This is a genomic window from Pseudomonas azotoformans, assembly GCF_001579805.1.
GTDB lineage: Bacteria > Pseudomonadota > Gammaproteobacteria > Pseudomonadales > Pseudomonadaceae > Aquipseudomonas > Aquipseudomonas azotoformans_A.
The window spans coordinates 4,910,152-4,929,567 of record NZ_CP014546.1 but is presented as its reverse complement, the minus strand read 5'-3'; the positions used below and the strand labels follow the sequence as shown (position 1 = coordinate 4,929,567).

The window sequence follows — 19,416 nt, the reverse complement described above, 5'->3', positions numbered from 1 at the left end:
AATGCAGATTGAAAACAAGATCTTCCTGATCAGCGGCGGCGCCTCTGGCCTGGGTGCGGCCACCGCTGAAATGCTTGTAGCGGCAGGCGCCAAGGTCATGCTGGTAGACCTCAACGCCGAGGCCGTGGCCGCAAAGGCCCAGCAGCTGGGCGAGAATGCCCGCAGCGCCGTGGCGGACATCAGCCAGGAAGCGGCCGCCGAAGCCGCCGTGCAGGCCACCGTTGCTGCGTTTGGCGGGCTGCATGGGCTGGTGAACTGCGCCGGGGTGGTCCGTGGCGAAAAAATCCTCGGTAAGAACGGCCCCCACGGCCTGGCCAGCTTTGCCCAGGTGATCAACGTCAACCTGATCGGCAGCTTCAACCTGCTGCGCCTGGCGGCCGCCGCCATTGCCGACACCGAGGCGAATCCCGACGGCGAGCGCGGTGTGATCATCAATACCGCCTCCGTTGCCGCGTTTGACGGTCAGATTGGCCAGGCCGCGTATTCCGCGTCCAAGGGCGCCATCGCCAGCCTCACCCTGCCGGCCGCACGCGAACTGGCGCGGTTTGGCATTCGCGTCATGACCATCGCGCCGGGCATTTTCGAGACGCCGATGATGGCTGGTATGACCCCGGAAGTCCGCGATTCCCTGGCGGCTGGCGTGCCATTCCCGCCACGCCTGGGCAAACCCGCCGAATACGCCGCGCTGGTGCGGCACATCATTGAAAACAGCATGCTCAATGGCGAGGTGATCCGTCTCGACGGTGCCTTGCGTATGGCAGCCAAATAAGGAGGATTTTCCATGACCGATCCCATCGTTATTGTCAGCGCCGTGCGCACGCCCATGGGTGGCTTCCAGGGCGACCTCAAGGGCCTGACTGCGCCGCAGTTGGGTTCTGCCGCGATCCGCGCCGCCGTCGAACGTGCCGGTATTGCTCCCGATGCCGTAGATGAAGTGCTGTTTGGCTGCGTACTACCTGCCGGCCTCGGCCAGGCGCCAGCACGCCAGGCAGCGTTAGGCGCAGGGTTGGATAAAGCCACGCGCTGCACCACCCTCAACAAAATGTGCGGCTCAGGCATGGAAGCCGCGATCCTGGCCCATGATTCGCTGCTGGCTGGCAGCGTCGACGTGGTGATAGCCGGTGGCATGGAAAGCATGTCCAACGCGCCGTACCTGCTCGACCGCGCGCGCAGTGGCTACCGCATGGGCCACGGCAAGGTGCTGGACCACATGTTCCTCGACGGCTTGGAAGATGCCTACGACAAAGGCCGCCTGATGGGCACCTTTGCCGAGGACTGCGCCCTGCACAACGGTTTTACCCGCGAGGCCCAGGACGCGTTCGCCATCGCGTCCCTGACCCGCGCGCAGGAAGCGATCTCCCACGGCCATTTTGCCGCCGAGATCGTTCCGGTACAGGTCACCGTGGGCAAAGAACAGAAAACCATCCTGCATGATGAGCAACCGCCCAAGGCCAAGCTGGACAAGATCGGCAGCCTGAAACCCGCGTTCCGCGAAGGCGGCACGGTGACGGCGGCCAACGCCAGCTCGATTTCCGATGGCGCGGCAGCCTTGCTGCTGATGCGCCAGTCCGAGGCTGAAAAACGGGGTCTCAAGCCTTTGGCCGTGATTCATGGGCATGCGGCGTTTGCCGATGAACCAGGGTTGTTCCCGGTGGCGCCGGTGGGCGCTATCCGCAAGCTGATGACCAAAACCGGCTGGAACCTGGAAGAAGTGGATCTGTTCGAGATCAACGAAGCCTTCGCCGTGGTCAGCCTGGTGACCATGAGCAAGCTGGAAATCCCCCACGCCAAGGTCAATATCCACGGCGGCGCCTGTGCCTTGGGCCATCCGATCGGTGCGTCCGGTGCGCGGATCCTGGTGACGCTGCTGTCGGCCCTGCGCCAGAACGGCCTCAAGCGTGGCGTCGCCGCCATCTGTATCGGCGGTGGTGAAGCCACGGCCATGGCCGTTGAATGCCTGTACTAAGGACTGACCATGCTGCCCAATGACGAACAACTGCAAATCAGCGACGCCGCCCGGCAATTTGCCCAGGAACGCCTGAAACCCTTTGCCGCCGAATGGGACCGCGAGCATCGCTTTCCCAAGGAAGCCATCGGTGAAATGGCCGAGCTGGGCTTCTTCGGTATGCTGGTGCCGGAACAGTGGGGCGGTTGCGACACCGGCTACCTGGCCTACGCCATGGCCCTGGAAGAAATCGCCGCCGGTGACGGCGCCTGCTCCACCATCATGAGCGTGCACAACTCGGTAGGCTGCGTGCCGATCCTCAAGTTTGGCAACGACCAGCAGAAAGAACAGTTCCTCAAACCCCTGGCCAGCGGCGCCATGCTCGGCGCCTTCGCGCTGACCGAACCCCAGGCGGGTTCCGATGCCAGCAGTTTGAAAACCCGCGCGCGCCTGGAAGGTGATCATTACGTACTCAATGGCTGCAAGCAGTTCATCACCTCCGGGCAGAACGCCGGGGTGGTGATTGTATTTGCGGTGACCGACCCTGCGGCGGGCAAGCGTGGGATCAGCGCATTCATCGTACCGACCGATTCGCCGGGGTACAGCGTGGCGCGGGTCGAAGACAAGCTCGGCCAGCATGCGTCCGATACGTGCCAGATTTTGTTCGAAGACGTGAAGGTTCCGGTCGCCAACCGTCTCGGGGAGGAGGGCGAAGGCTACAAGATTGCCCTGGCCAACCTTGAGGGCGGCCGCGTGGGTATTGCGTCACAAGCGGTGGGCATGGCCCGCGCCGCCTTTGAAGCGGCCCGCGACTATGCCCGCGAGCGTGAAAGCTTCGGCAAACCGATCATTGAACACCAGGCCGTGGCCTTCCGCCTGGCGGACATGGCCACGCAAATCGCGGTCGCCCGGCAGATGGTGCATTACGCGGCTGCGCTGCGTGACAGCGGCAAGCCGGCCCTGGTAGAAGCCTCGATGGCCAAGCTGTTCGCCTCGGAAATGGCCGAGAAAGTCTGTTCGGCCGCCTTGCAAACCCTGGGCGGTTACGGTTACCTGAGCGACTTCCCCCTGGAGCGGATCTACCGCGACGTGCGGGTCTGCCAGATTTACGAAGGCACCAGCGATATCCAGCGCATGGTCATCTCACGCAATCTCTAAGGAGCCGATACATGAGTTACGAAACCATTTTGCTCGACGTCCAAGGCCGCGTCGGGCTGATTACCCTCAATCGCCCACATGCCTTGAACGCCCTGAATGCGCAACTGGTCAGCGAATTGAACCAGGCGCTGGATGGCCTGGAAGCCAACCCGGAAATCGGCTGTATCGTGCTGACGGGTTCCAAGAAAGCCTTCGCCGCCGGTGCCGACATCAAGGAAATGGCCGAGCTGACCTACCCGCAGATCTACCTTGATGACCTGTTCAGCGACAGTGACCGCGTGGCCAACCGCCGCAAGCCGATCATCGCCGCCGTGAATGGCTTCGCCCTCGGTGGCGGCTGTGAGCTGGCGCTGATGTGCGATTTCATACTGGCCGGCGACAGCGCCAAGTTCGGCCAGCCGGAAATCAACCTCGGCGTACTGCCGGGCATGGGCGGCACCCAGCGCCTGACCCGCGCCGTGGGCAAGGCCAAGGCCATGGAAATGTGCCTGACCGGGCGTTTTATCGACGCCGTAGAAGCGGAGCGCTGCGGGATTGTCGCGCGGATCGTGCCCGCCGATGAACTGCTGGAAGAAGCGCTGAAAGTGGCGACCCTGATCGCCGGCAAGTCGGTGCCGATCAGCATGATGGTCAAGGAAAGCGTGAACCGTGCGTTTGAAGTGAGCCTGTCGGAAGGCGTACGTTTTGAGCGCCGGGTGTTCCATGCGGCGTTTGCGACGCAGGATCAGAAGGAAGGTATGGCAGCGTTTGTGGCCAAGCGTGCGCCGGAGTTCAAGGACAAGTAAGCGCATGTGGGAGCTGGCAAGCCAGCTCCCACCGTTGTTGTGTAGCGTGTCAGGTTACAGCTGGTAATTTTTCAGTTCGCGAGCAATCACCATCCGCTGAATCTCGCTGGTCCCCTCGTAAATCTGCGTGATCCGCGCATCCCGGTAGTAACGCTCCACCGGATAATCCTCCAGATAGCCGTACCCGCCATGAATCTGCATCGCTGAGGAGCAGACTTTCTCGGCCATTTCCGAGGCAAACAGCTTGGCCTGGGAAGCTTCCGACAAACACGGTTTGCCGGCACTGCGCAGTCGCGCGGCATGCAGGATCAACAAGCGTGCGGCATTCAGTTGGGTCTGCATGTCGGCCAGCAGGTTGGCCACACTCTGGTGTTCGATGATCGCCTTGTTGAACTGCACGCGATCACGCGCATACGCCAATGCTGCCTCAAACGCGGCACGGGCGATGCCCAGCGCCTGGGCGGCAATGCCGATGCGTCCACCTTCCAGGTTGGAGAGGGCAATCGCCAGGCCTTTTCCGCGCTCACCCAACAGGTTGGCCTCGGGCACTGTGCATTGGTTGAGGGTGACGGCGCAGGTGTCGGACGCGCGGATGCCCATCTTGTGTTCGGTGCGGTCCACCACGAAGCCCGCTGTTGCGGTGGGCACCAGGAACGCCGAGATGCCTTTTTTGCCCAGTTCCGGGTCGGTCACGGCAAACACGATCGCCAGTTTGGCGCGCTTGCCGTTGCTGACGAATTGCTTGGCGCCGGTGATCACCCACTGGCCATCGCGCAGCTCGGCGCGGGTGCGCAGGTTGTGGGCTTCGGAACCCGCTTGGGGTTCGGTGAGGCAGAAGCAGCCAATCGCCTGGCCGCTGGCGAGGTCCGCCAACCATGTCTGCTTTTGCGCTTCTGTGCCGTAGTTGAGGATCGGACCACAACCCACTGAATTATGGATACTCATCAGCGCGCCCGTGGCGCCGTCGCCGGCAGAAATCTCCTCCACGGCGAGGGCGTAGGCGACGTAATCGACATAGGTGCCGCCCCATTCTTCCGGCACCACCATGCCCAGCAGGCCCAGTTCGCCCATCTTGGCGACCAGGGCATCGTCGATCCAGCCCGCTTTTTCCCACGCTTGGGCGTAGGGCGCGATTTCGCCACGGGCAAAGTCGCGCGCCATGTCGCGGATCATCACTTGTTCTTCAGTGTATTCAATGTCTTGCATGGCTTAGTTCGCAACCTTCTCGAAGTGATGAAAGAAGCTTTCTACATGGCTGAGAGCCAGTCCATGCAGGGTGGGTGGGTTCCAGCGCGGGGCTTTGTCCTTGTCGATGATCAGGGCGCGCACGCCTTCGATCAGGTCGCCACGTTCGAACCATTGGCGGTCCAGGTGCAATTCCAGGGCAAAACATTGCTCAAGGGGCAGGCGCCGGCCGCGACGCAGCATCTCCAGGGTCACAGCCATGGCCAGGGGCGAACGGGTCAGCATCAGGTTGGCGGTGTTCAGTGCCCATTCATGGCTGTCGCCGACGGTGACTTGCTGCAGCTGCTCGACGATGCTCGGCACATCCGGCAGTGCGAAGAAATGGTCGATGGCCGTGCGCAAGGCGGCCAGCGGTGCGTCGGGGAGTTGCTGCACGGCCAGCTTGGCGAGCACGCCTTGCAGGTCCTTGAGTGGCGAGTCGTGCCACTGAAGGCGGTCAAGCTTCTGGTCCAGATCGGCCAGCTTGTTGCTTTCCAGATACCAATCCGCCAAACCGCAGTAGAGCGCGTCGGCTGCGCGGATCTGCACCCCGGTGACGCCCAGGTAAATCCCCAGCTCACCCGGAATGCGCGGCAGGAAGTAGCTGCCGCCCACATCAGGGAAGTAACCGATGGCCACTTCCGGCATCGCCAGGCGGCTGCGCTCGGTGACCACGCGCAAGTCAGCGCCTTGCACCAGGCCCATGCCGCCGCCCAGGACAAATCCATCCATGAGTGCCAGTACCGGTTTGCGGTAATGGTGGATGGCCAGGTCCAGTGCGTATTCCTCGACGAAAAAGTCCTGATGCAGCGTATCGCCGTTCTTGAAGCTGTCGTACAGCGAACGGATATCGCCTCCAGCACAGAAGGCCTTTTCGCCGGCGCCGCGCAGGACCACGGCGTACACCTGCGGGTCATCGGCCCAGGCCTGCAGTTGGGACGCCAGGCTGCGCACCATGTTCAGGGTAATGGCGTTCAAGCCAGCGGGGCGATTGAGGGTGAGGTGGCCGATATGGTTACGGACCTCGGCGAGGACTTCGTCCTGAAGTGTTTCTGCGTGGCTTGCCTCGGATGAAACCTGAGCAGTCATCGATAACTCCCTGCTTTTATTGTTCTTTATCAAGATGTTCGCGGACGAACCTTCTCGTGATCGTACCAGTGCAAATTTGCCCAGTACAACCGTGAATCCTGCAGGTCGTTTTTGCATTTATGCAGCGAGGGGACGATGGGCTCAAGGCACCCGGCTGGCCAGGACTTCACCAATGCTGCGGCGTCGCGCGTGGGTTTCTGCGGCGTGGATCAATTGTTCCAGCTCCGTGGGCTCCACATCGTAGAACTGCTCCATGTCGGCCAGCGCCAGCTTCAAATCGGCGGCAGTAATGGCGGGGTTTTGAGCGGCATCAGGGTTATTCAAGGGAAGCGTTGGAGCTTCAGCGGCGCCTTTGGGATACCGCGTGCGAGTGGCGTTGTTGTAAGCCAGCGCACAGGCCAGCAGCGCGCCAGCACCGAGCAAGACCGCGCCCAACTCATACCAACCGAGGGCGGCGGAGGCGGGGTCGGCCAACACCAGCGTCATGGCCAAGCCGCCGGCCGGCGGATGCAAGCAGCGAAGCCAGCACATCAGCACCACGGTCATGCCCGCCGCCAGGCACGCGCCTCCCAATGAAGGGCCCAGGACGCGAGCCACCAGCAGCGCCACGACACCGGCACACAGGTAGCTGCCGATAATTGACCAGGGTTGCGCCAGGGCGCCGGACGAAACAGCGAACAACAACACCGCCGAAGCCCCAAGCGGGCCTAGCAGGTGCAGCGCCACCTCCATCCCAAACACTTGTGAGCACAGCCAGACACTGAACAGCGTGCCCAGGGCCATGCCGATGGCGGCACGGCTCCATTCCGTGGGGCGGGTGTTGATAGCAGCGGGGAACCAGCGAGCGAGCATTGAAGGGGGATCCATAAACAGCGGGCAAAAAAAAGGCTTGTCTGGTTGCCCGGAAAAGCCCTTTGAAAGTTCCAACATTTGGGGGAAGGAACGCATGCAGTGTGCCGCCCCGGTGAACAGGGCGCCAATGCATATTAATGAAGGTTGAGTGCAAAAAAAATGAAGTTGAGCCTCAGGGTTGTGGGCTTTTTTCCAAATGCAGCAGCACATAAGGGTTACGATCAAATTCGCCGGCCAAGGTCGGCGTGATGGAACGCAAGCGTGGGTCCGTCAAGCCTTCATAGTCTGCCTCGCTCATCACCAGCCACGCGGGCCCCTGGAGGGGCTTGAGGTCGGCCGCCTGCTGAGTGAACAACGGCACCTGGTCGCAATTGAGGTTGACCATGTACTTGATGGCCTTGGCGTCTTTGCCCAGGCCGTGCAACACCACCGGTGCCTTTTGCTGCATCACCTGTTCATGCACTTGCAAAGTAAAGGTGCGGGTGTCGTAGACGCTGCGCTCCAGCGGTTCGACCACCATGATGTAGGTGGCCCATACGGCCAGTACCGCGGCAAACGCCGGTCCGACCGTACGCAGTTGTGTCTTGAGCAGCGCCAGCAGTGCCACGACTTGCAGCCCACCCAGCACACCAAATACCCAGCCCAGATGGCTCAACTGTTCCGGATAACGCGGCCGTGCGAACAGCAACCCTGCGATCAACAGTGTCGGCAACAACGTCCAGATACCCAGCATCAATCCGCGCAACCCGGCAAACAACCGCCCGTGTGCAACCTGGAACGGATACGCCGCAATCATCGCCGCCATGGGCAGCATCGGCAGCACATAGCGCGCTTTTTTCGCCTGGGGAATCGACAAGCCCAGCATCACCAGCAACCCGGCGGCCGCGCAGTACCACACCAGCTGCAACGCTGGCCCAGGCGCCCGCCGCCCGCTGATCAGCATGGCTAACAGCACCAGCACAGCCATCGGATACGCCAGGGCATAGTTGCCCAGGGAGCTGGTGAAGTAATACAGCACACCGCTGGAACCTTCGCTGCCGTCCATGCGCCCGAGGAACTGCATGCGAATTACGTCCTGCATGAACGGCTCGCCGCCACTCAGCTTGGCCATCAGCAATAGCAAGCCGACACAGGCCACCAACAACGCCAGTGCAAGCAAGCCGAAGCTGAACAGTTGCCGCCATTGGCGGTTGATCAGGTAATAGCTGCACAACACGCCCGTGGGAATGACCAAGCCGATCGGCCCGCGCACGGCAAAGCCGATAATCAGCAGCAGATACAGCCAATGCAGGCGTTTACCGGCCCCAAAGTGATCGTGGGCATACCCCAGGTAGAACACCGCCAAGGCGATGGCGGCCAACATCTGGTCGAGGGACACCGCGCGGGTTTCGCTGATGAAGGTGCTGCTCAGCAACAGGATCGCAATGCTCAGCAGGCCCCAGCGCTGGGAGTAGGGCGCCGTCAGGCGATACACCAGCATGACGATCACCGCCGAGGCCATCGCCGTGGGCAACCAGGCCGTGAGGCTGGTGACTTGGCCGAACGGCAAGGACAACAACCACGTCAGCAGCGTCGACGTGGCCAGGTAATCCGCATAAGGCTGGCCGTAGGTGGTCGGGAAGAATCCCGGCCCATGGCGCAGCATCTCCTGGGCGAACAGCACGAAGCGGGAATCGAAGCCGATAATCGCCTGGTGCCAGCTGCCGGCGATGAACAGCAACAACGCCAGCAATCCCAAACCGAGGGATTGGCGGCGGATCGTTGGGGTTAACAGGGGCGGTCGATCTTTGTTCACGTCTCAGGCTTCCACGACCTGCGGCAACCACTGCTGCTGCGGAATCGGCAACTGGCAGGAGTCGCCACGGCCGATCGGGTAGTACTGGAAGCCTTTGCGCGCCAGGCGCTCGCCGTCGTAGAGGTTGCGGCCGTCGAAGATCACCGGGGTTTTCAGGCGCTGGTGGATCAGGTCGAAGTCCGGCGCCTTGAACTGCTGCCATTCGGTGCAGACGATCAGCGCATCGGCGCCGCCCAGGGTGGATTCCGGGGTGCCCATCAGCATCAGCCGTGGATCATCGCCGTAGATGCGCTGGGTTTCCTGCATGGCTTCGGGGTCGAACGCGCGCACGTTGGCGCCGGCCGCCCACAAGGCTTCCATCAGTACGCGGCTCGGCGCATCGCGCATGTCGTCGGTGTTCGGCTTGAACGCCAGGCCCCACAGGGCAAAGGTCTTGCCGCGCAGGTCGCCCTTGAAGAACGCGTTGATACGTTCGAACAACTTGCTCTTCTGACGCTGGTTGATGGCTTCTACTGCTTCCAATAGGTCGCTGGAGCAGTTGGCTTGCTTGGCGCTGTGGATCAGGGCGCGCATGTCCTTGGGGAAGCACGAACCACCGTAGCCGCAGCCGGGGTAGATGAAGTGGTAGCCGATACGCGAATCGGCACCGATCCCCAGGCGTACGGCTTCGATGTCCGCGCCCAGGTGTTCGGCCAGCTCGGCGATCTGGTTGATGAAGCTGATCTTGGTCGCCAGCATGCAGTTGGCGGCGTATTTGGTCAGCTCGGCGCTGCGCAGGTCCATGAAGATGATGCGGTCGTGGTTGCGGTTGAACGGGGCGTACAGGTCGCGCATCACCTCGCGCACTTCTTCGCGCTCGCAGCCGATGATGATGCGGTCCGGGCGGCGGCAGTCGGCCACGGCCGAGCCTTCCTTGAGGAATTCCGGGTTGGAGACGATATCGAACTCCAGGTGACGACCCGCCAGGTGCAGGGCTTTTTCGATATGCGCGCGCAGGGTGTCGCCGGTACCGACAGGCACAGTGGATTTTTCCACCAGGATCACCGGCTCCTTGCGATGACGAGCGACCGCATCGCCCACCGACAGCACGTACTTCAGGTCAGCCGAGCCGTCTTCGTCCGACGGCGTGCCCACGGCGATAAACAGCACTTCGCCGTGTTCGACCGCGAGCTTCTCGTCATAAGTAAAGTGCAGTCGCCCGCTTTCCAGGTTTTCCTTGACCATCGCCGCCAGCCCCGGCTCGAAGATCGTCACATGGCCTTTCTGCAAAGATTCGACCTTGTTTTTGTCAACGTCCATGCAGATGACATCGTGACCGACTTCGGCCAATACGGTGGCCTGCACCAGACCGACGTAACCACTACCAAATACACTGATTTTCATGGGGCATTCCTGGGACTTGTAGCGCTAGCACGACGAGAGTTGATAACCAGCACACCGAGGATGACCAAGGCCACCCCCAGGGTTTTTGAAACGGAAAAGTGTTCGTTGAACACCGGCAGGCTGGCCGCCAGCAGGTACACCAGCGCGTAGCTGATGCTCAACAATGAATAGGCGCGGCCCAGCGGCAGGTGCTTGAGCGCGCCGAGCCAGCAGAGCATCGACAGCGCGTAGGCAAGGATCGCCAGGCTCACCACGCCGAGGGCGCCGAGATCGATCTGTGCACTGAGCCACTCATTGGGCAGCGGCAAGCGCGTCATGCTCCAGCGCATGCCCAACTGGGCAGTACTGACCAGGCCGACACTGCCCAACGCCAGGGCAAAACCTTGGACCCGGCTCATACGTGGCGCCCCAACAACACGACACCACCGATCACCAGCGCCACGCCCAGCCAATGACGGCTGTCGATGGGCTCATGAAAGACAAACCGCGCCACCAGGGTGACCAGCACAAAGTTCAGGCTGAGCATGGGGTAGGCGATGCCCACTTCCAGGCGCTGCAACACCAGCAGCCACACCAGCAGGCCGAGGCCCAGGCACATCAGCGCCGACCACAGCCACGGCGAACGCAGCTTCAGCGCCCAGCCCTGGGGCACATCGCGCCAGCTTTCCACGGCGAATTTCTGCGACACCTGGCCCATGCAGGTCAGCAGGCACGCGGCCAATAACAGCAGCAGGGTGATCAAGGCGTCACCTGCGGGAAGATCAGGATCACGATATTGCCTTGCTCATACCGCTTGCCGTCATTGGGCAGCAGCGCCACTTCAGCGATTTCATCGTCACCTTTGACGCGCATCACCACACCGACCGGGCCTTGCTTGCGCGCCTCGCTCATCCACTGCTGGACTTGGGTGGTGTCAATCTTGTGATGCGTGGCGTCTGGGTAGGCCAGGCCGTATTTGACTTCGCCGACGGTGTTGTAGAGCGTCACGTCCGGGCGTGCCAGGCGCCAAGACAAGGCCGACGCCGCGCCGAGGTCATTGCTCAGCAGGGCCGTGGCTGGCTGCAGTTCCTGCAGGTGATCGATGATGAATTGGTCAGGTGTCTTGTTGTAGACCACCGAATGCGGCAATGCGGCAGGCAACAAGGCCACCATCAGCCAACTGCCGAGTACCGGCGCGGCCCACAGGCGTAGAGGTCGCGCGGCTTGCAACAGGTTGACCAGGATCCAGGCAAACAGGAAGGTGAACACCAGCACCAGGCTGAGGGTTTCCTGCCCGTGCTCGTACACCGGCTTTTTCAGTTGGAACCAGCTCAGCGCCAGCAGCACCACTATGCCAATGATCAGGTTCAGCCAGCCATTGATACGCAATGCCCGATAACGGCCCTGCGCCAATTTGTCGGCCAGGGTATTGCCCATCAACAACGCCAACGGCAGCAGGCATGGCACGATGTACGAGGGCAGCTTGCCCTTGGCCAGGCTGAAGAACGCCAGGGGCATCAGCAGCCACAGCAACACAAAACCGATCTTTGCGCTGCGCTTGTCCTGCCAAGCCTGTTTGAGCGTGGACGGCAACAACGCCACCCACGGCAGGCAGAACGCAACCAGCAGCGGCAGGTAATACCAGAACGGCTCGGCGTGCTGCGCATCGTCGCCGGCAAAGCGCTGGATATGCTCGTGCCAGAAGAAGAAGTTCCAGTAGTCGGGCTCTTGCAGGTGCACGGCCAGCGCCCACGGCAGGCTGACGACAATTGCTACAACCACAGCGACCAGGCCATAACCCAGCAGCTCACGGAAACGCTTTTGCCAGATCGCATAGGGCAGCGCGATCAATACGGGGAGCAGCCACGCCAGGAAACCCTTGGTCATAAAGCCCATGCCGCAGGCAAACCCCAACAGCGCCCAGGCAGCGAGTCGCCCATTGCGGGTGGCACTGTCGAAACAAAACCACAGGGCCACGCCGGTCAGATTCACCCAGAAGGTGAACTGCGGATCGAGGTTGGCATAACCGCCCAGGGCCGCCACGCTGACAAAACTCATGTACAGCACGGTGCTGATCAGGCTTTTTTGCGGGTCATTCCACAGCCGGCGTGACACCAGGTACACCAGCACAATGCTCAAGCCGGTGCTCAAGGCCGACGCAAAGCGCACACCGAACAGGTTCTGCCCGAAGATCGCCTGGCCCAGCGCGATCATCCAGTAGCCCGCCGCCGGTTTCTCAAAGTAACGAATGCCCATGAAGTGCGGCGACGCCCACTTGCCGGTCAGCAGCATTTCCTGGCTGATCTGCGCGTAGCGCGTTTCGTCCGGAATCCACAGGCCATGGGTGGCAAGCGGCAACAGGTAAAACACGCCAAACGCCAACAGGAGCAGGGGCAGGGCCCAACGGCGGATCATGCCTGTTGCACTCCGAGCCAACCCTCGCGGCCGGGCAAGGCGCCGCGCACCAGCTGTTGCTGGGGCAGGGTGGTCAGGTCGGCCGGCAGCAAGTCGCCCAGCGGTTTGAAGTCGATGCCGCGCTGCCCTGCCTGGGCGAGCAACTGGCGAAAATCATTGGCCATCAGAATCCCTTCTACTTCTGCGTGGATCGTATAGACGTTGAGCTTCGACGCGGCAAAGCGGTCGAGGATGAACGTGTTGAAGTCTTTGGCAGCCACCACCGGCCCGACGACTTCGTCGAAGGTCGGCAGGTCCACCGGAATTTGTGGGGTGCCCGCACTGCCATCGGCCAAGGTTGGACGAAACAGGCTGGTGCCCCGGCAATCACTGTTGTAGCGGAAATTGAAGCCTTGCTTGGCTTGCACCACGCGCTCGTCGGCACGCCAACCGGCGGCGGCCGAACAGTCGATGCGCTCGCCGAGAATGTCATTCAAGGTGTCGACGCCACGGCGGATCTGTTCGATCAGCTGTGCCTCGCTCCAGCGCCCGGTGTTGGCCTGCCAGCCGTGGTGGTCCCACGCATGCAGGCCCACCTCATGCCCGGCGGCCTTGGCCTGGCGCATCAAATGCCCCAGGTCCCGGCCGATCGGCTTGCCTGGCCAGGCGGTGCCAGCCAGCAAGATATCCAGGCCATACAGGCCGACGGCATTGGAACGCAGCATCTTCCACAGGAACTGCGGGCGGATGAGACGCCACAAGTGGCGCCCCATGTTGTCCGGCCCGACACTGAAGAAGAACGTCGCTTTAACCCCCGCTTCATCCAGGGATTCGAGCAACCGTGGCACACCTTCACGGGTGCCGCGGTAGGTGTCGACGTCAATGCGAAGACCTGCCTGCATTACTTCTTGTCCGCGATTTCGAGCATGGCCTCGCGCAAGAAGAAGTCCAGCGTGTTGCCGATGGTTTCGCTCATCTCCACGGTCGGCTCCCAGTTCAGCAGGCGCTTGGCGTTTTCGATGCTTGGCTTGCGGTGGGCCACATCCTGGTAACCGGTGCCGTAGAACGCCTTGCTCTCGACATCGCGGAAACCGGCGAACGGTGGGAAGTTGCCACGCAGCGGGTGCGCTTCGAACTGACGCAGCAGCTCTTCACCCAGTTGACGGATGCTGGCTTCGTTTTCCGGGTTACCGATGTTGATGATCTGGCCATTGCACGCGTCGTTGTCGTTATCAATGATGCGCGCCAGGGCTTCGATACCGTCAGCGATGTCGGTGAAGCAGCGTTTTTGCTCGCCGCCGTCGAACAGGCGGATCGGCGTGCCTTCCACCAAGTTCAGGATCAACTGGGTGATCGCACGGGAGCTGCCGATACGCGCCGAATCCAGGCGGTCGAGGCGCGGGCCCATCCAGTTGAATGGACGGAACAGCGTGAAGTTCAGGCCTTTGGCGCCGTAGGCCCAGATCACACGGTCCAGCAGTTGCTTGGAGACCGAGTAGATCCAGCGTTGCTTGTTGACCGGGCCGACCACCAGGTTGGAGGTGTCTTCGTCGAAGTACTGGTCCTGGCACATGCCATAGACTTCGGAGGTCGACGGGAAGATCACGCGCTTGTTGTACTTGACGCAGTAGCGCACCAGCTTGAGGTTTTCTTCGAAGTCCAGCTCGAACACACGCAGCGGGTTACGGGTGTATTCGATCGGGGTGGCGATGGCCACCAGCGGCAGGACCACGTCGCACTTCTTGATGTGGTACTCGATCCACTCGGTGTGGATGCTGATGTCGCCTTCCACGTAATGGAAGTTCGGGTGGCTGCGCAGGCGCTCGATGGCGTCGGAGCCGATGTCCAGGCCGTACACTTCGTAGCGGTCGTCACGCAGCAGGCGCTCGGACAGGTGGTTACCGATAAAGCCGTTCACGCCGAGGATCAGCACGCGGGTACGGCGCGGTTTGCGGCCGGACTCGGCGCCACGCAGCACGGAACCGTCGACCAGGCCCAATTCGTTGGCCAGGGAAGGACCGGCCAGGTACAGGCCGTTGTCGTTGCGCTGGCCGAACTTGACCACCAGGGAGTCTTCACCGCAGGCAATGCGCAGCGGGTTGACGCTGATCACACGACCCGGCGCGAGGCCTTCGTTGCCCTTGACCACTTCGGCTTGCCACACGATCAACTTGTGCTCGCCCACCGCGCAGAAGGCGCCCGGATAGGGTTGGGTTACGGCGCGCACCAGGTCGAACAGTTCTTCAGCCGGTTTCTTCCACTCCAGCTTGCCATCGGCAGCGGTACGGCGACCGAAGTAGGTGGCCTGGCTTTCGTCCTGGGCGGTTTCAGCCAATTTGCCTTGGGCCAGTTGCGGCAGGGCATCGCGCAGCAGGTTGCTGGCGGCCTCGCGCAGTTTGGCGTGCAGGGTCAGGCCGGTATCCGTGCGGTCGATCACGACTTTCTGCTGGGCCAGGATCGCGCCGGCATCGGCACGCTTGACCATGCGGTGCAGGGTCACGCCGGTTTCGGTTTCGCCGTTGACCAGCACCCAGTTGGCCGGGGCGCGGCCACGGTATTTGGGCAGCAGCGAGCCGTGCAGGTTGAATGCACCTTTGCGGGCGGTGGCCAGCAGGGGTTCGCTCAGCAGGTTGCGGTAGTAGAACGAGAAAATGTAGTCCGGGTTCAACTTGGCGATGCGCTCGATCCACAGCGGGTGGTTGGCGTCTTCCGGCGCGTGCACCGGGATACCGTTGCGTGCGCACAGTTGGGCAACGGAACCGTAGAAGTTGTTTTCCTTCGGGTCGTCGGCATGGGTGAACACAGCAGCAATTTCGTAACCGGTGTTGAGCAGCGCTTCAATGCCTGCACAACCAATGTCGTGGTACGCGAATACAACAGCTTTTGAACTCATGTTTAGACCTGATCAGCAGAAGTAGAGGTATGGGAAGACACCAGGCCGTCAACGACGACCACGGGAGCCGGTGCTGCCGGTTGGTTGCGCAGCACTTTTTCGATAAAGAAGCGTGGGCGGGCGCGCACATCGCTGTACATGCGGCCCAGGTATTCACCCAAGAGGCCCATGCCGATGAACTGGCCGCCGGTGAACACGAACAGCACCGCGAACAGCACAAACAAGCCGTCGCCGGCCCAGTCGGCACCAAAGGCCAGGCGCATGACGATCAACGCCAGGGCAAACAGCATGCCCAAGGCCGCCAGGCTGAAGCCAACGATGGAGAGCAGGCGCAGCGGGGTGGTGGTCATGCACGTCAGCAGGTCGAACATCAGGCTGATCAGGCGCATGGCGCTGTATTTGGATTCACCGTGTTCACGCTCGGCGTGGTGCACCAGGATCTCGGTGGTGTGGCGGGCAAAGCCGTTGGCCAGGATCGGGATAAAGGTGCTGCGCTCGCGGCAGGCCAGCATCGCGTCGACGATGGTGCGGCGGTAGGCGCGCAGCATGCAGCCGTAGTCGGTCATGGCAACGCCAGTAGAGCGCTGCACGGCCAGGTTGATCAGGCGCGAAGGCCAGCGGCGGAAGGCCGAGTCCTGGCGATTGTTGCGCACGGTGGCGACCACGTCGTAGCCGAGGGCGGCTTGTTCCACCAGGCGCGGGATTTCTTCGGGCGGGTTCTGCAGGTCGGCGTCGAGGGTGATCACCACTTCGCCCCGGCACTGCTCGAAACCGGCCATGATCGCCGCATGCTGGCCATAGTTGCGGTTGAGGATCACCGCGACCACGTTGCTGCCGTCTTCAGCAGCGGCGTCTTCCAGCAGTTGGGCCGAATTGTCGCGACTACCGTCATCCACCAGGATGATTTCGTATTCGTAGGCCAGTTGCTTGCAGGCTGCAGTGGTGCGACGCAGCAATTCAGGCAGGCTCTCTTGTTCGTTGTAGACCGGGATAACGATCGACACGCAATGAATAGGGTAGGGTTTCAAAGATTCATGACCTCGGGGTTAGAGCAACTTGGAGCATGGAAACAGCAGCAATCATTAGGCGAAAGTCCAGGCCGCAGGCTAAAAAGCGGAACCAAAGGTGAAGCGTAATCAAGAGGTTAGACGATATAGCGCGGTTTGCTATGAAGTGCTGCGATTAAGATTAAGCGTAAAAATGTGGAACAGATATGAAAGGCAGATGAAAAACTCGTTTATTTGACAGGTAGACAGCTAGGGTTCAGCTAGGGAACTAACGCTTAGTTGGCAGGCGAAATAGGAACGGTTCGGCGTGCGTTTGGTTCAACTTGAACGCGCGACCTCGGCCACCCCATTTAGTGAAGAATCTTCTCTGCAATACGCCCCAAGTGCCGGTAAAGTAAGCCGTCTCTTGCCAGGGTGATCGGATGAATAGCGTGCAGCGTTTACGGGGCCAGTTGCGGCCAGTGTTGATGGGTTTGTTGATGAGCGTGGCGTGTGTCACCACCGTACAAGCCGACGACGGGGTCGCGCTCACGAGCATTGATCAGGTGCCGGACGGTGTCGAGGTGCGTGGCAAGCAAATCGCCGCTTACACCTGGGACGACAAGCAAGGCAAGAACCTGCTGGTGCTTGCCGAGCAGGTCAGCGAGCGTGACGACGACGGCACTCAGTCGGCGTTTGTGTACGCGGCCCAGTACCTGATCGATGGCAACCGCCCCAAGCGCGTATGGATGCTCTACGACGATGTGCAGCATTGCGAGTTCGACGCCTCGCTGCGCTTCGACCGGGCTGCAACCAAGGTTACTGACCTGACTGGCGATGGCATCACCCAGGCCACCGTGGGCTATTCGCGCACCTGCACCAGTGATGTCAGCCCTAACGAATTCAAGCTGATCATGCATGTCGGAAAGTCGCAGAAGTACCGTCTGCGCGGTGTCGACCGGGTCGGCGCGGCCTGGTGGGACGAAGAGGCCGGCGCCCTACGCGGCATGCCGCTGCCCAAGGATTGCAGCGTGGCCGGGCAGCAAGCGTTGGTCAGCCAGTACAAGGAGCAGGGCACCGAGTTGCCATTGCCCGGTTGCTACGGCGACGAGAAGGACTTTGCCAAGGCCCCCGACGCCTACCTGACGTTCATGCGCCAGCACTGGTTCGCGCTGATGCAGAAACAAGACAGCGACTGGAGCCAGACCCAGGTCCAGCCGCAGGACCCTACCGAAGATGACGACACCGCCCCGTGATTTTGTGCCAGGGCCGGTCCTGGGTTAGACTCGGCCTTCGCCAATTCACTAAATACCTCGATTAATCAAAGGCTTGCTCGAGGTGTTTAAGCCAAAGGCTGACATAACTTGACTGAGTCTATCCGCAACCCGCTGACCCTTTACCTCACCCGCCTGGCCCCCTCCAGCCAACTGACCATGCGCTACGTGCTGCAAGACGCGGCCGACCGCCTGGGCTTCGAGGACATCAACCTCGACGACATCGACTGGCACCTGCTGCAACCCGAACACGTGATTGCCCTGGTCGCCGCCTTGCGTGAGGACGGCTACGCGCCGAACACCTCATCGTTGTACGTCAACGCGGTACGCGGGGTGATGAACGAGGCCTGGCGCCTGAACCTGATCAGTCAGGAACACCTGCTGCGCATGCGCACCGTCAAGGCTGCGCCGGGCACACGCCTGAGCCAGGGCCGCAACCTGCGGCGCAGTCTGATCCGCGAAATGATGGAAGTCTGCGCCGCCGACCCTCGGCCCCAGGGCCTGCGGGATGCCGCAGTGATCGGCATTCTCTATGGTTCCGGCATGCGCAAGTCGGAGTCGGTCAACCTCGACCTGGCACAGATCAACTTCGAAGAGCGCAGCCTGCGGGTGATCGGCAAGGGCAACAAGGAGTTGATCAAGTATGCGCCGGACTGGGCGTTTACCAAGTTGCAGACGTGGCTGGCGTTTCGCCGCGAGCAGCTCAAGGAAGGCGAGCAGGACGACAGCTTCCTGTTCAACCGCATCCGCCGCGGCAGCCATATCACCCGCGAGCGCATCACCAAGCACGCGATCTACTACATCGCCCGCCAGCGCGGCGAACAGGTAGGCGTGAAGATCATGCCCCATGACTTCCGCCGCTCGTTCATTACACGGGTGATTGAAGAGCATGACTTGTCGATTGCACAGAAACTGGCACATCACACCAATATCCAGACCACCGCCAGCTATGACGTGCGTGACGACAATGAGCGGCGCCGGGCGGTGGATCGGTTTGATCTCTAATTTTTCGGATGATGGCGTCATTTAATTAAGGAGGATGGAATGCATACAACGCTTGAAAGGGTATCGGTGCTTACACTTGGGGCGCTGCTGCTATGGGTGGTGGTGGCTGTATTGATTTGCGCCTGGATTCGAAGCGGTAGACTGATCGGAAATTGGACGGCCGCGCGTCAGAATATGGTTCTGGGATTGCTGCTAGTGCTGGCGTCTGTATCGACGTCGACCTACTCATGGAATCAAGTCGATCAATTCAAGACTTACCAGAGCGCAGAAACTGAGGCCCTGCAAGACGAAGTCGATAGAAGGAACGCCGACACTTATAAAAAGAACTGCGACCGACGCCCTGACAAGACCCAGCCGTGCCCACCCGCGCAGCCAGGAGTCAAGCTCTCTGTGTATAGCGAACCACTGCACCACTCACTGGATAAAGTGGTTGAAATCATTGGTTTAGTCCTCGGGCTTTTGGGTGGTGCATTGGGCGTTAACCTGATTACCGATGGGCTACTCAAGAAAGATCCGCCGAAGTACAGCTTGGTCAGGCGTAACGAAAGCCGAGTAACGCGAACATTCGGCTTAAAAGGCTGGAAACATGAAGAACTCACTGTCGAATACCATCTCCCGTCATCAGCCGAGCCGGCTAAACCGCCCACGTCATAG

General features: G+C 61.3%; 18 protein-coding genes. 7 read left to right on the top strand and 11 right to left on the bottom strand.

Annotation, left to right across the window (positions count from 1 at the left end):
* Nucleotide 1: 1 nt before the first annotated feature.
* The 4 genes from AYR47_RS22520 to AYR47_RS22505 are packed head-to-tail and all read left to right on the top strand — an operon-like array spanning nucleotide 2 to nucleotide 3,888.
* Entirely contained in the window at nucleotides 2–769 is a 768-nt protein-coding gene (locus tag AYR47_RS22520; protein WP_033902892.1) for an SDR family NAD(P)-dependent oxidoreductase, read from the top strand.
* A 12-nt stretch (nucleotides 770–781) separates the two neighbouring features.
* Entirely contained in the window at nucleotides 782–1,966 is a 1,185-nt protein-coding gene (locus AYR47_RS22515; RefSeq protein ID WP_033902891.1) for an acetyl-CoA C-acyltransferase, read from the top strand.
* A gap of 9 nt (nucleotides 1,967–1,975) precedes the next feature.
* Nucleotides 1,976–3,103, top strand: coding sequence for an acyl-CoA dehydrogenase (locus AYR47_RS22510; RefSeq protein WP_061436950.1), 1,128 nt, complete (start codon nucleotides 1,976–1,978; stop codon nucleotides 3,101–3,103).
* Between the two features lie 11 nt (nucleotides 3,104–3,114).
* Nucleotides 3,115–3,888: an enoyl-CoA hydratase gene (locus AYR47_RS22505; protein ID WP_061436948.1), complete on the top strand. Its 774-nt coding sequence runs from the start codon at nucleotides 3,115–3,117 to the stop codon at nucleotides 3,886–3,888.
* Nucleotides 3,889–3,942: 54 nt separating this feature from the next.
* Here AYR47_RS22505 and AYR47_RS22500 read toward each other — a convergent pair whose 3' ends face one another.
* The 11 genes from AYR47_RS22500 to arnC form a co-directional block, all read right to left on the bottom strand.
* Nucleotides 3,943–5,094, bottom strand: a complete 1,152-nt coding sequence (locus AYR47_RS22500) for an acyl-CoA dehydrogenase family protein (RefSeq protein ID WP_061436946.1) — start codon at nucleotides 5,092–5,094, stop codon at nucleotides 3,943–3,945.
* A 3-nt stretch (nucleotides 5,095–5,097) separates the two neighbouring features.
* Nucleotides 5,098–6,201: an enoyl-CoA hydratase/isomerase family protein gene (locus AYR47_RS22495; RefSeq protein ID WP_061436944.1), complete on the bottom strand. Its 1,104-nt coding sequence runs from the start codon at nucleotides 6,199–6,201 to the stop codon at nucleotides 5,098–5,100.
* A 141-nt stretch (nucleotides 6,202–6,342) separates the two neighbouring features.
* A complete protein-coding gene (locus tag AYR47_RS22490; RefSeq protein ID WP_033902886.1) occupies nucleotides 6,343–7,053 on the bottom strand; it encodes an HPP family protein in 711 nt (236 codons plus the stop codon).
* Nucleotides 7,054–7,225: 172 nt separating this feature from the next.
* Nucleotides 7,226–8,848 carry an ArnT family glycosyltransferase gene (locus AYR47_RS22485; RefSeq protein WP_033902885.1) on the bottom strand — a complete coding sequence of 541 codons (1,623 nt, stop codon included), beginning with the start codon at nucleotides 8,846–8,848 and terminating at the stop codon, nucleotides 7,226–7,228.
* A 3-nt stretch (nucleotides 8,849–8,851) separates the two neighbouring features.
* Nucleotides 8,852–10,231 carry a UDP-glucose dehydrogenase family protein gene (locus AYR47_RS22480; RefSeq protein ID WP_016974732.1) on the bottom strand — a complete coding sequence of 460 codons (1,380 nt, stop codon included), beginning with the start codon at nucleotides 10,229–10,231 and terminating at the stop codon, nucleotides 8,852–8,854.
* Nucleotides 10,228–10,629, bottom strand: coding sequence for a 4-amino-4-deoxy-L-arabinose-phosphoundecaprenol flippase subunit ArnF (gene arnF / locus AYR47_RS22475; protein ID WP_061436941.1), 402 nt, complete (start codon nucleotides 10,627–10,629; stop codon nucleotides 10,228–10,230). The genes AYR47_RS22480 and arnF overlap by 4 nt, the downstream gene beginning before the upstream one ends.
* Nucleotides 10,626–10,973, bottom strand: coding sequence for a 4-amino-4-deoxy-L-arabinose-phosphoundecaprenol flippase subunit ArnE (gene arnE, locus AYR47_RS22470; RefSeq protein ID WP_033902882.1), 348 nt, complete (start codon nucleotides 10,971–10,973; stop codon nucleotides 10,626–10,628). The genes arnF and arnE overlap by 4 nt, the downstream gene beginning before the upstream one ends.
* Nucleotides 10,970–12,625 carry a lipid IV(A) 4-amino-4-deoxy-L-arabinosyltransferase gene (arnT, locus tag AYR47_RS22465; protein WP_061436939.1) on the bottom strand — a complete coding sequence of 552 codons (1,656 nt, stop codon included), beginning with the start codon at nucleotides 12,623–12,625 and terminating at the stop codon, nucleotides 10,970–10,972. Before arnT ends, arnE begins: the two co-directional genes overlap by 4 nt.
* On the bottom strand, nucleotides 12,622–13,506 hold the full coding sequence (gene arnD / locus AYR47_RS22460) for a 4-deoxy-4-formamido-L-arabinose-phosphoundecaprenol deformylase (RefSeq protein WP_016974728.1): 885 nt from the start codon (nucleotides 13,504–13,506) through the stop codon (nucleotides 12,622–12,624). Before arnD ends, arnT begins: the two co-directional genes overlap by 4 nt.
* The gene (gene arnA / locus AYR47_RS22455) at nucleotides 13,506–15,497 is read right to left on the bottom strand and encodes a bifunctional UDP-4-amino-4-deoxy-L-arabinose formyltransferase/UDP-glucuronic acid oxidase ArnA (RefSeq protein ID WP_061436937.1); all 1,992 of its coding nucleotides are present in this window, start codon (nucleotides 15,495–15,497) and stop codon (nucleotides 13,506–13,508) included. The genes arnD and arnA overlap by 1 nt, the downstream gene beginning before the upstream one ends.
* Before the next feature lie 2 nt (nucleotides 15,498–15,499).
* The gene (gene arnC, locus AYR47_RS22450) at nucleotides 15,500–16,525 is read right to left on the bottom strand and encodes an undecaprenyl-phosphate 4-deoxy-4-formamido-L-arabinose transferase (RefSeq protein WP_061436935.1); all 1,026 of its coding nucleotides are present in this window, start codon (nucleotides 16,523–16,525) and stop codon (nucleotides 15,500–15,502) included.
* A gap of 401 nt (nucleotides 16,526–16,926) precedes the next feature.
* Between arnC and AYR47_RS22445 the strand changes: the two genes are divergently transcribed.
* The 3 genes from AYR47_RS22445 (at nucleotide 16,927) to AYR47_RS22435 (ending at nucleotide 19,416) form a co-directional block, all read left to right on the top strand.
* On the top strand, nucleotides 16,927–17,739 hold the full coding sequence (locus AYR47_RS22445; protein ID WP_033902877.1) for a M949_RS01915 family surface polysaccharide biosynthesis protein: 813 nt from the start codon (nucleotides 16,927–16,929) through the stop codon (nucleotides 17,737–17,739).
* 108 nt (nucleotides 17,740–17,847) lie between these two features.
* Nucleotides 17,848–18,762: a site-specific integrase gene (locus tag AYR47_RS22440; protein WP_061436934.1), complete on the top strand. Its 915-nt coding sequence runs from the start codon at nucleotides 17,848–17,850 to the stop codon at nucleotides 18,760–18,762.
* Between the two features lie 39 nt (nucleotides 18,763–18,801).
* On the top strand, nucleotides 18,802–19,416 hold the full coding sequence (locus tag AYR47_RS22435; protein ID WP_033902875.1) for a hypothetical protein: 615 nt from the start codon (nucleotides 18,802–18,804) through the stop codon (nucleotides 19,414–19,416).

Coding starts and splice junctions, on each gene's coding strand:
- AYR47_RS22520 (WP_033902892.1), top strand. CDS start 2: ATGCAGATTGAAAACAAGATCTTCCTGATCAGCGGCGGCGCCTCTGGC.
- AYR47_RS22515 (WP_033902891.1), top strand. CDS start 782: ATGACCGATCCCATCGTTATTGTCAGCGCCGTGCGCACGCCCATGGGT.
- AYR47_RS22510 (WP_061436950.1), top strand. CDS start 1,976: ATGCTGCCCAATGACGAACAACTGCAAATCAGCGACGCCGCCCGGCAA.
- AYR47_RS22505 (WP_061436948.1), top strand. CDS start 3,115: ATGAGTTACGAAACCATTTTGCTCGACGTCCAAGGCCGCGTCGGGCTG.
- AYR47_RS22500 (WP_061436946.1), bottom strand. CDS start 5,094: ATGCAAGACATTGAATACACTGAAGAACAAGTGATGATCCGCGACATG.
- AYR47_RS22495 (WP_061436944.1), bottom strand. CDS start 6,201: ATGACTGCTCAGGTTTCATCCGAGGCAAGCCACGCAGAAACACTTCAG.
- AYR47_RS22490 (WP_033902886.1), bottom strand. CDS start 7,053: ATGCTCGCTCGCTGGTTCCCCGCTGCTATCAACACCCGCCCCACGGAA.
- AYR47_RS22480 (WP_016974732.1), bottom strand. CDS start 10,231: ATGAAAATCAGTGTATTTGGTAGTGGTTACGTCGGTCTGGTGCAGGCC.
- arnF (WP_061436941.1), bottom strand. CDS start 10,629: ATGAGCCGGGTCCAAGGTTTTGCCCTGGCGTTGGGCAGTGTCGGCCTG.
- arnT (WP_061436939.1), bottom strand. CDS start 12,625: ATGATCCGCCGTTGGGCCCTGCCCCTGCTCCTGTTGGCGTTTGGCGTG.
- arnD (WP_016974728.1), bottom strand. CDS start 13,506: ATGCAGGCAGGTCTTCGCATTGACGTCGACACCTACCGCGGCACCCGT.
- arnA (WP_061436937.1), bottom strand. CDS start 15,497: ATGAGTTCAAAAGCTGTTGTATTCGCGTACCACGACATTGGTTGTGCA.
- AYR47_RS22445 (WP_033902877.1), top strand. CDS start 16,927: ATGAATAGCGTGCAGCGTTTACGGGGCCAGTTGCGGCCAGTGTTGATG.
- AYR47_RS22435 (WP_033902875.1), top strand. CDS start 18,802: ATGCATACAACGCTTGAAAGGGTATCGGTGCTTACACTTGGGGCGCTG.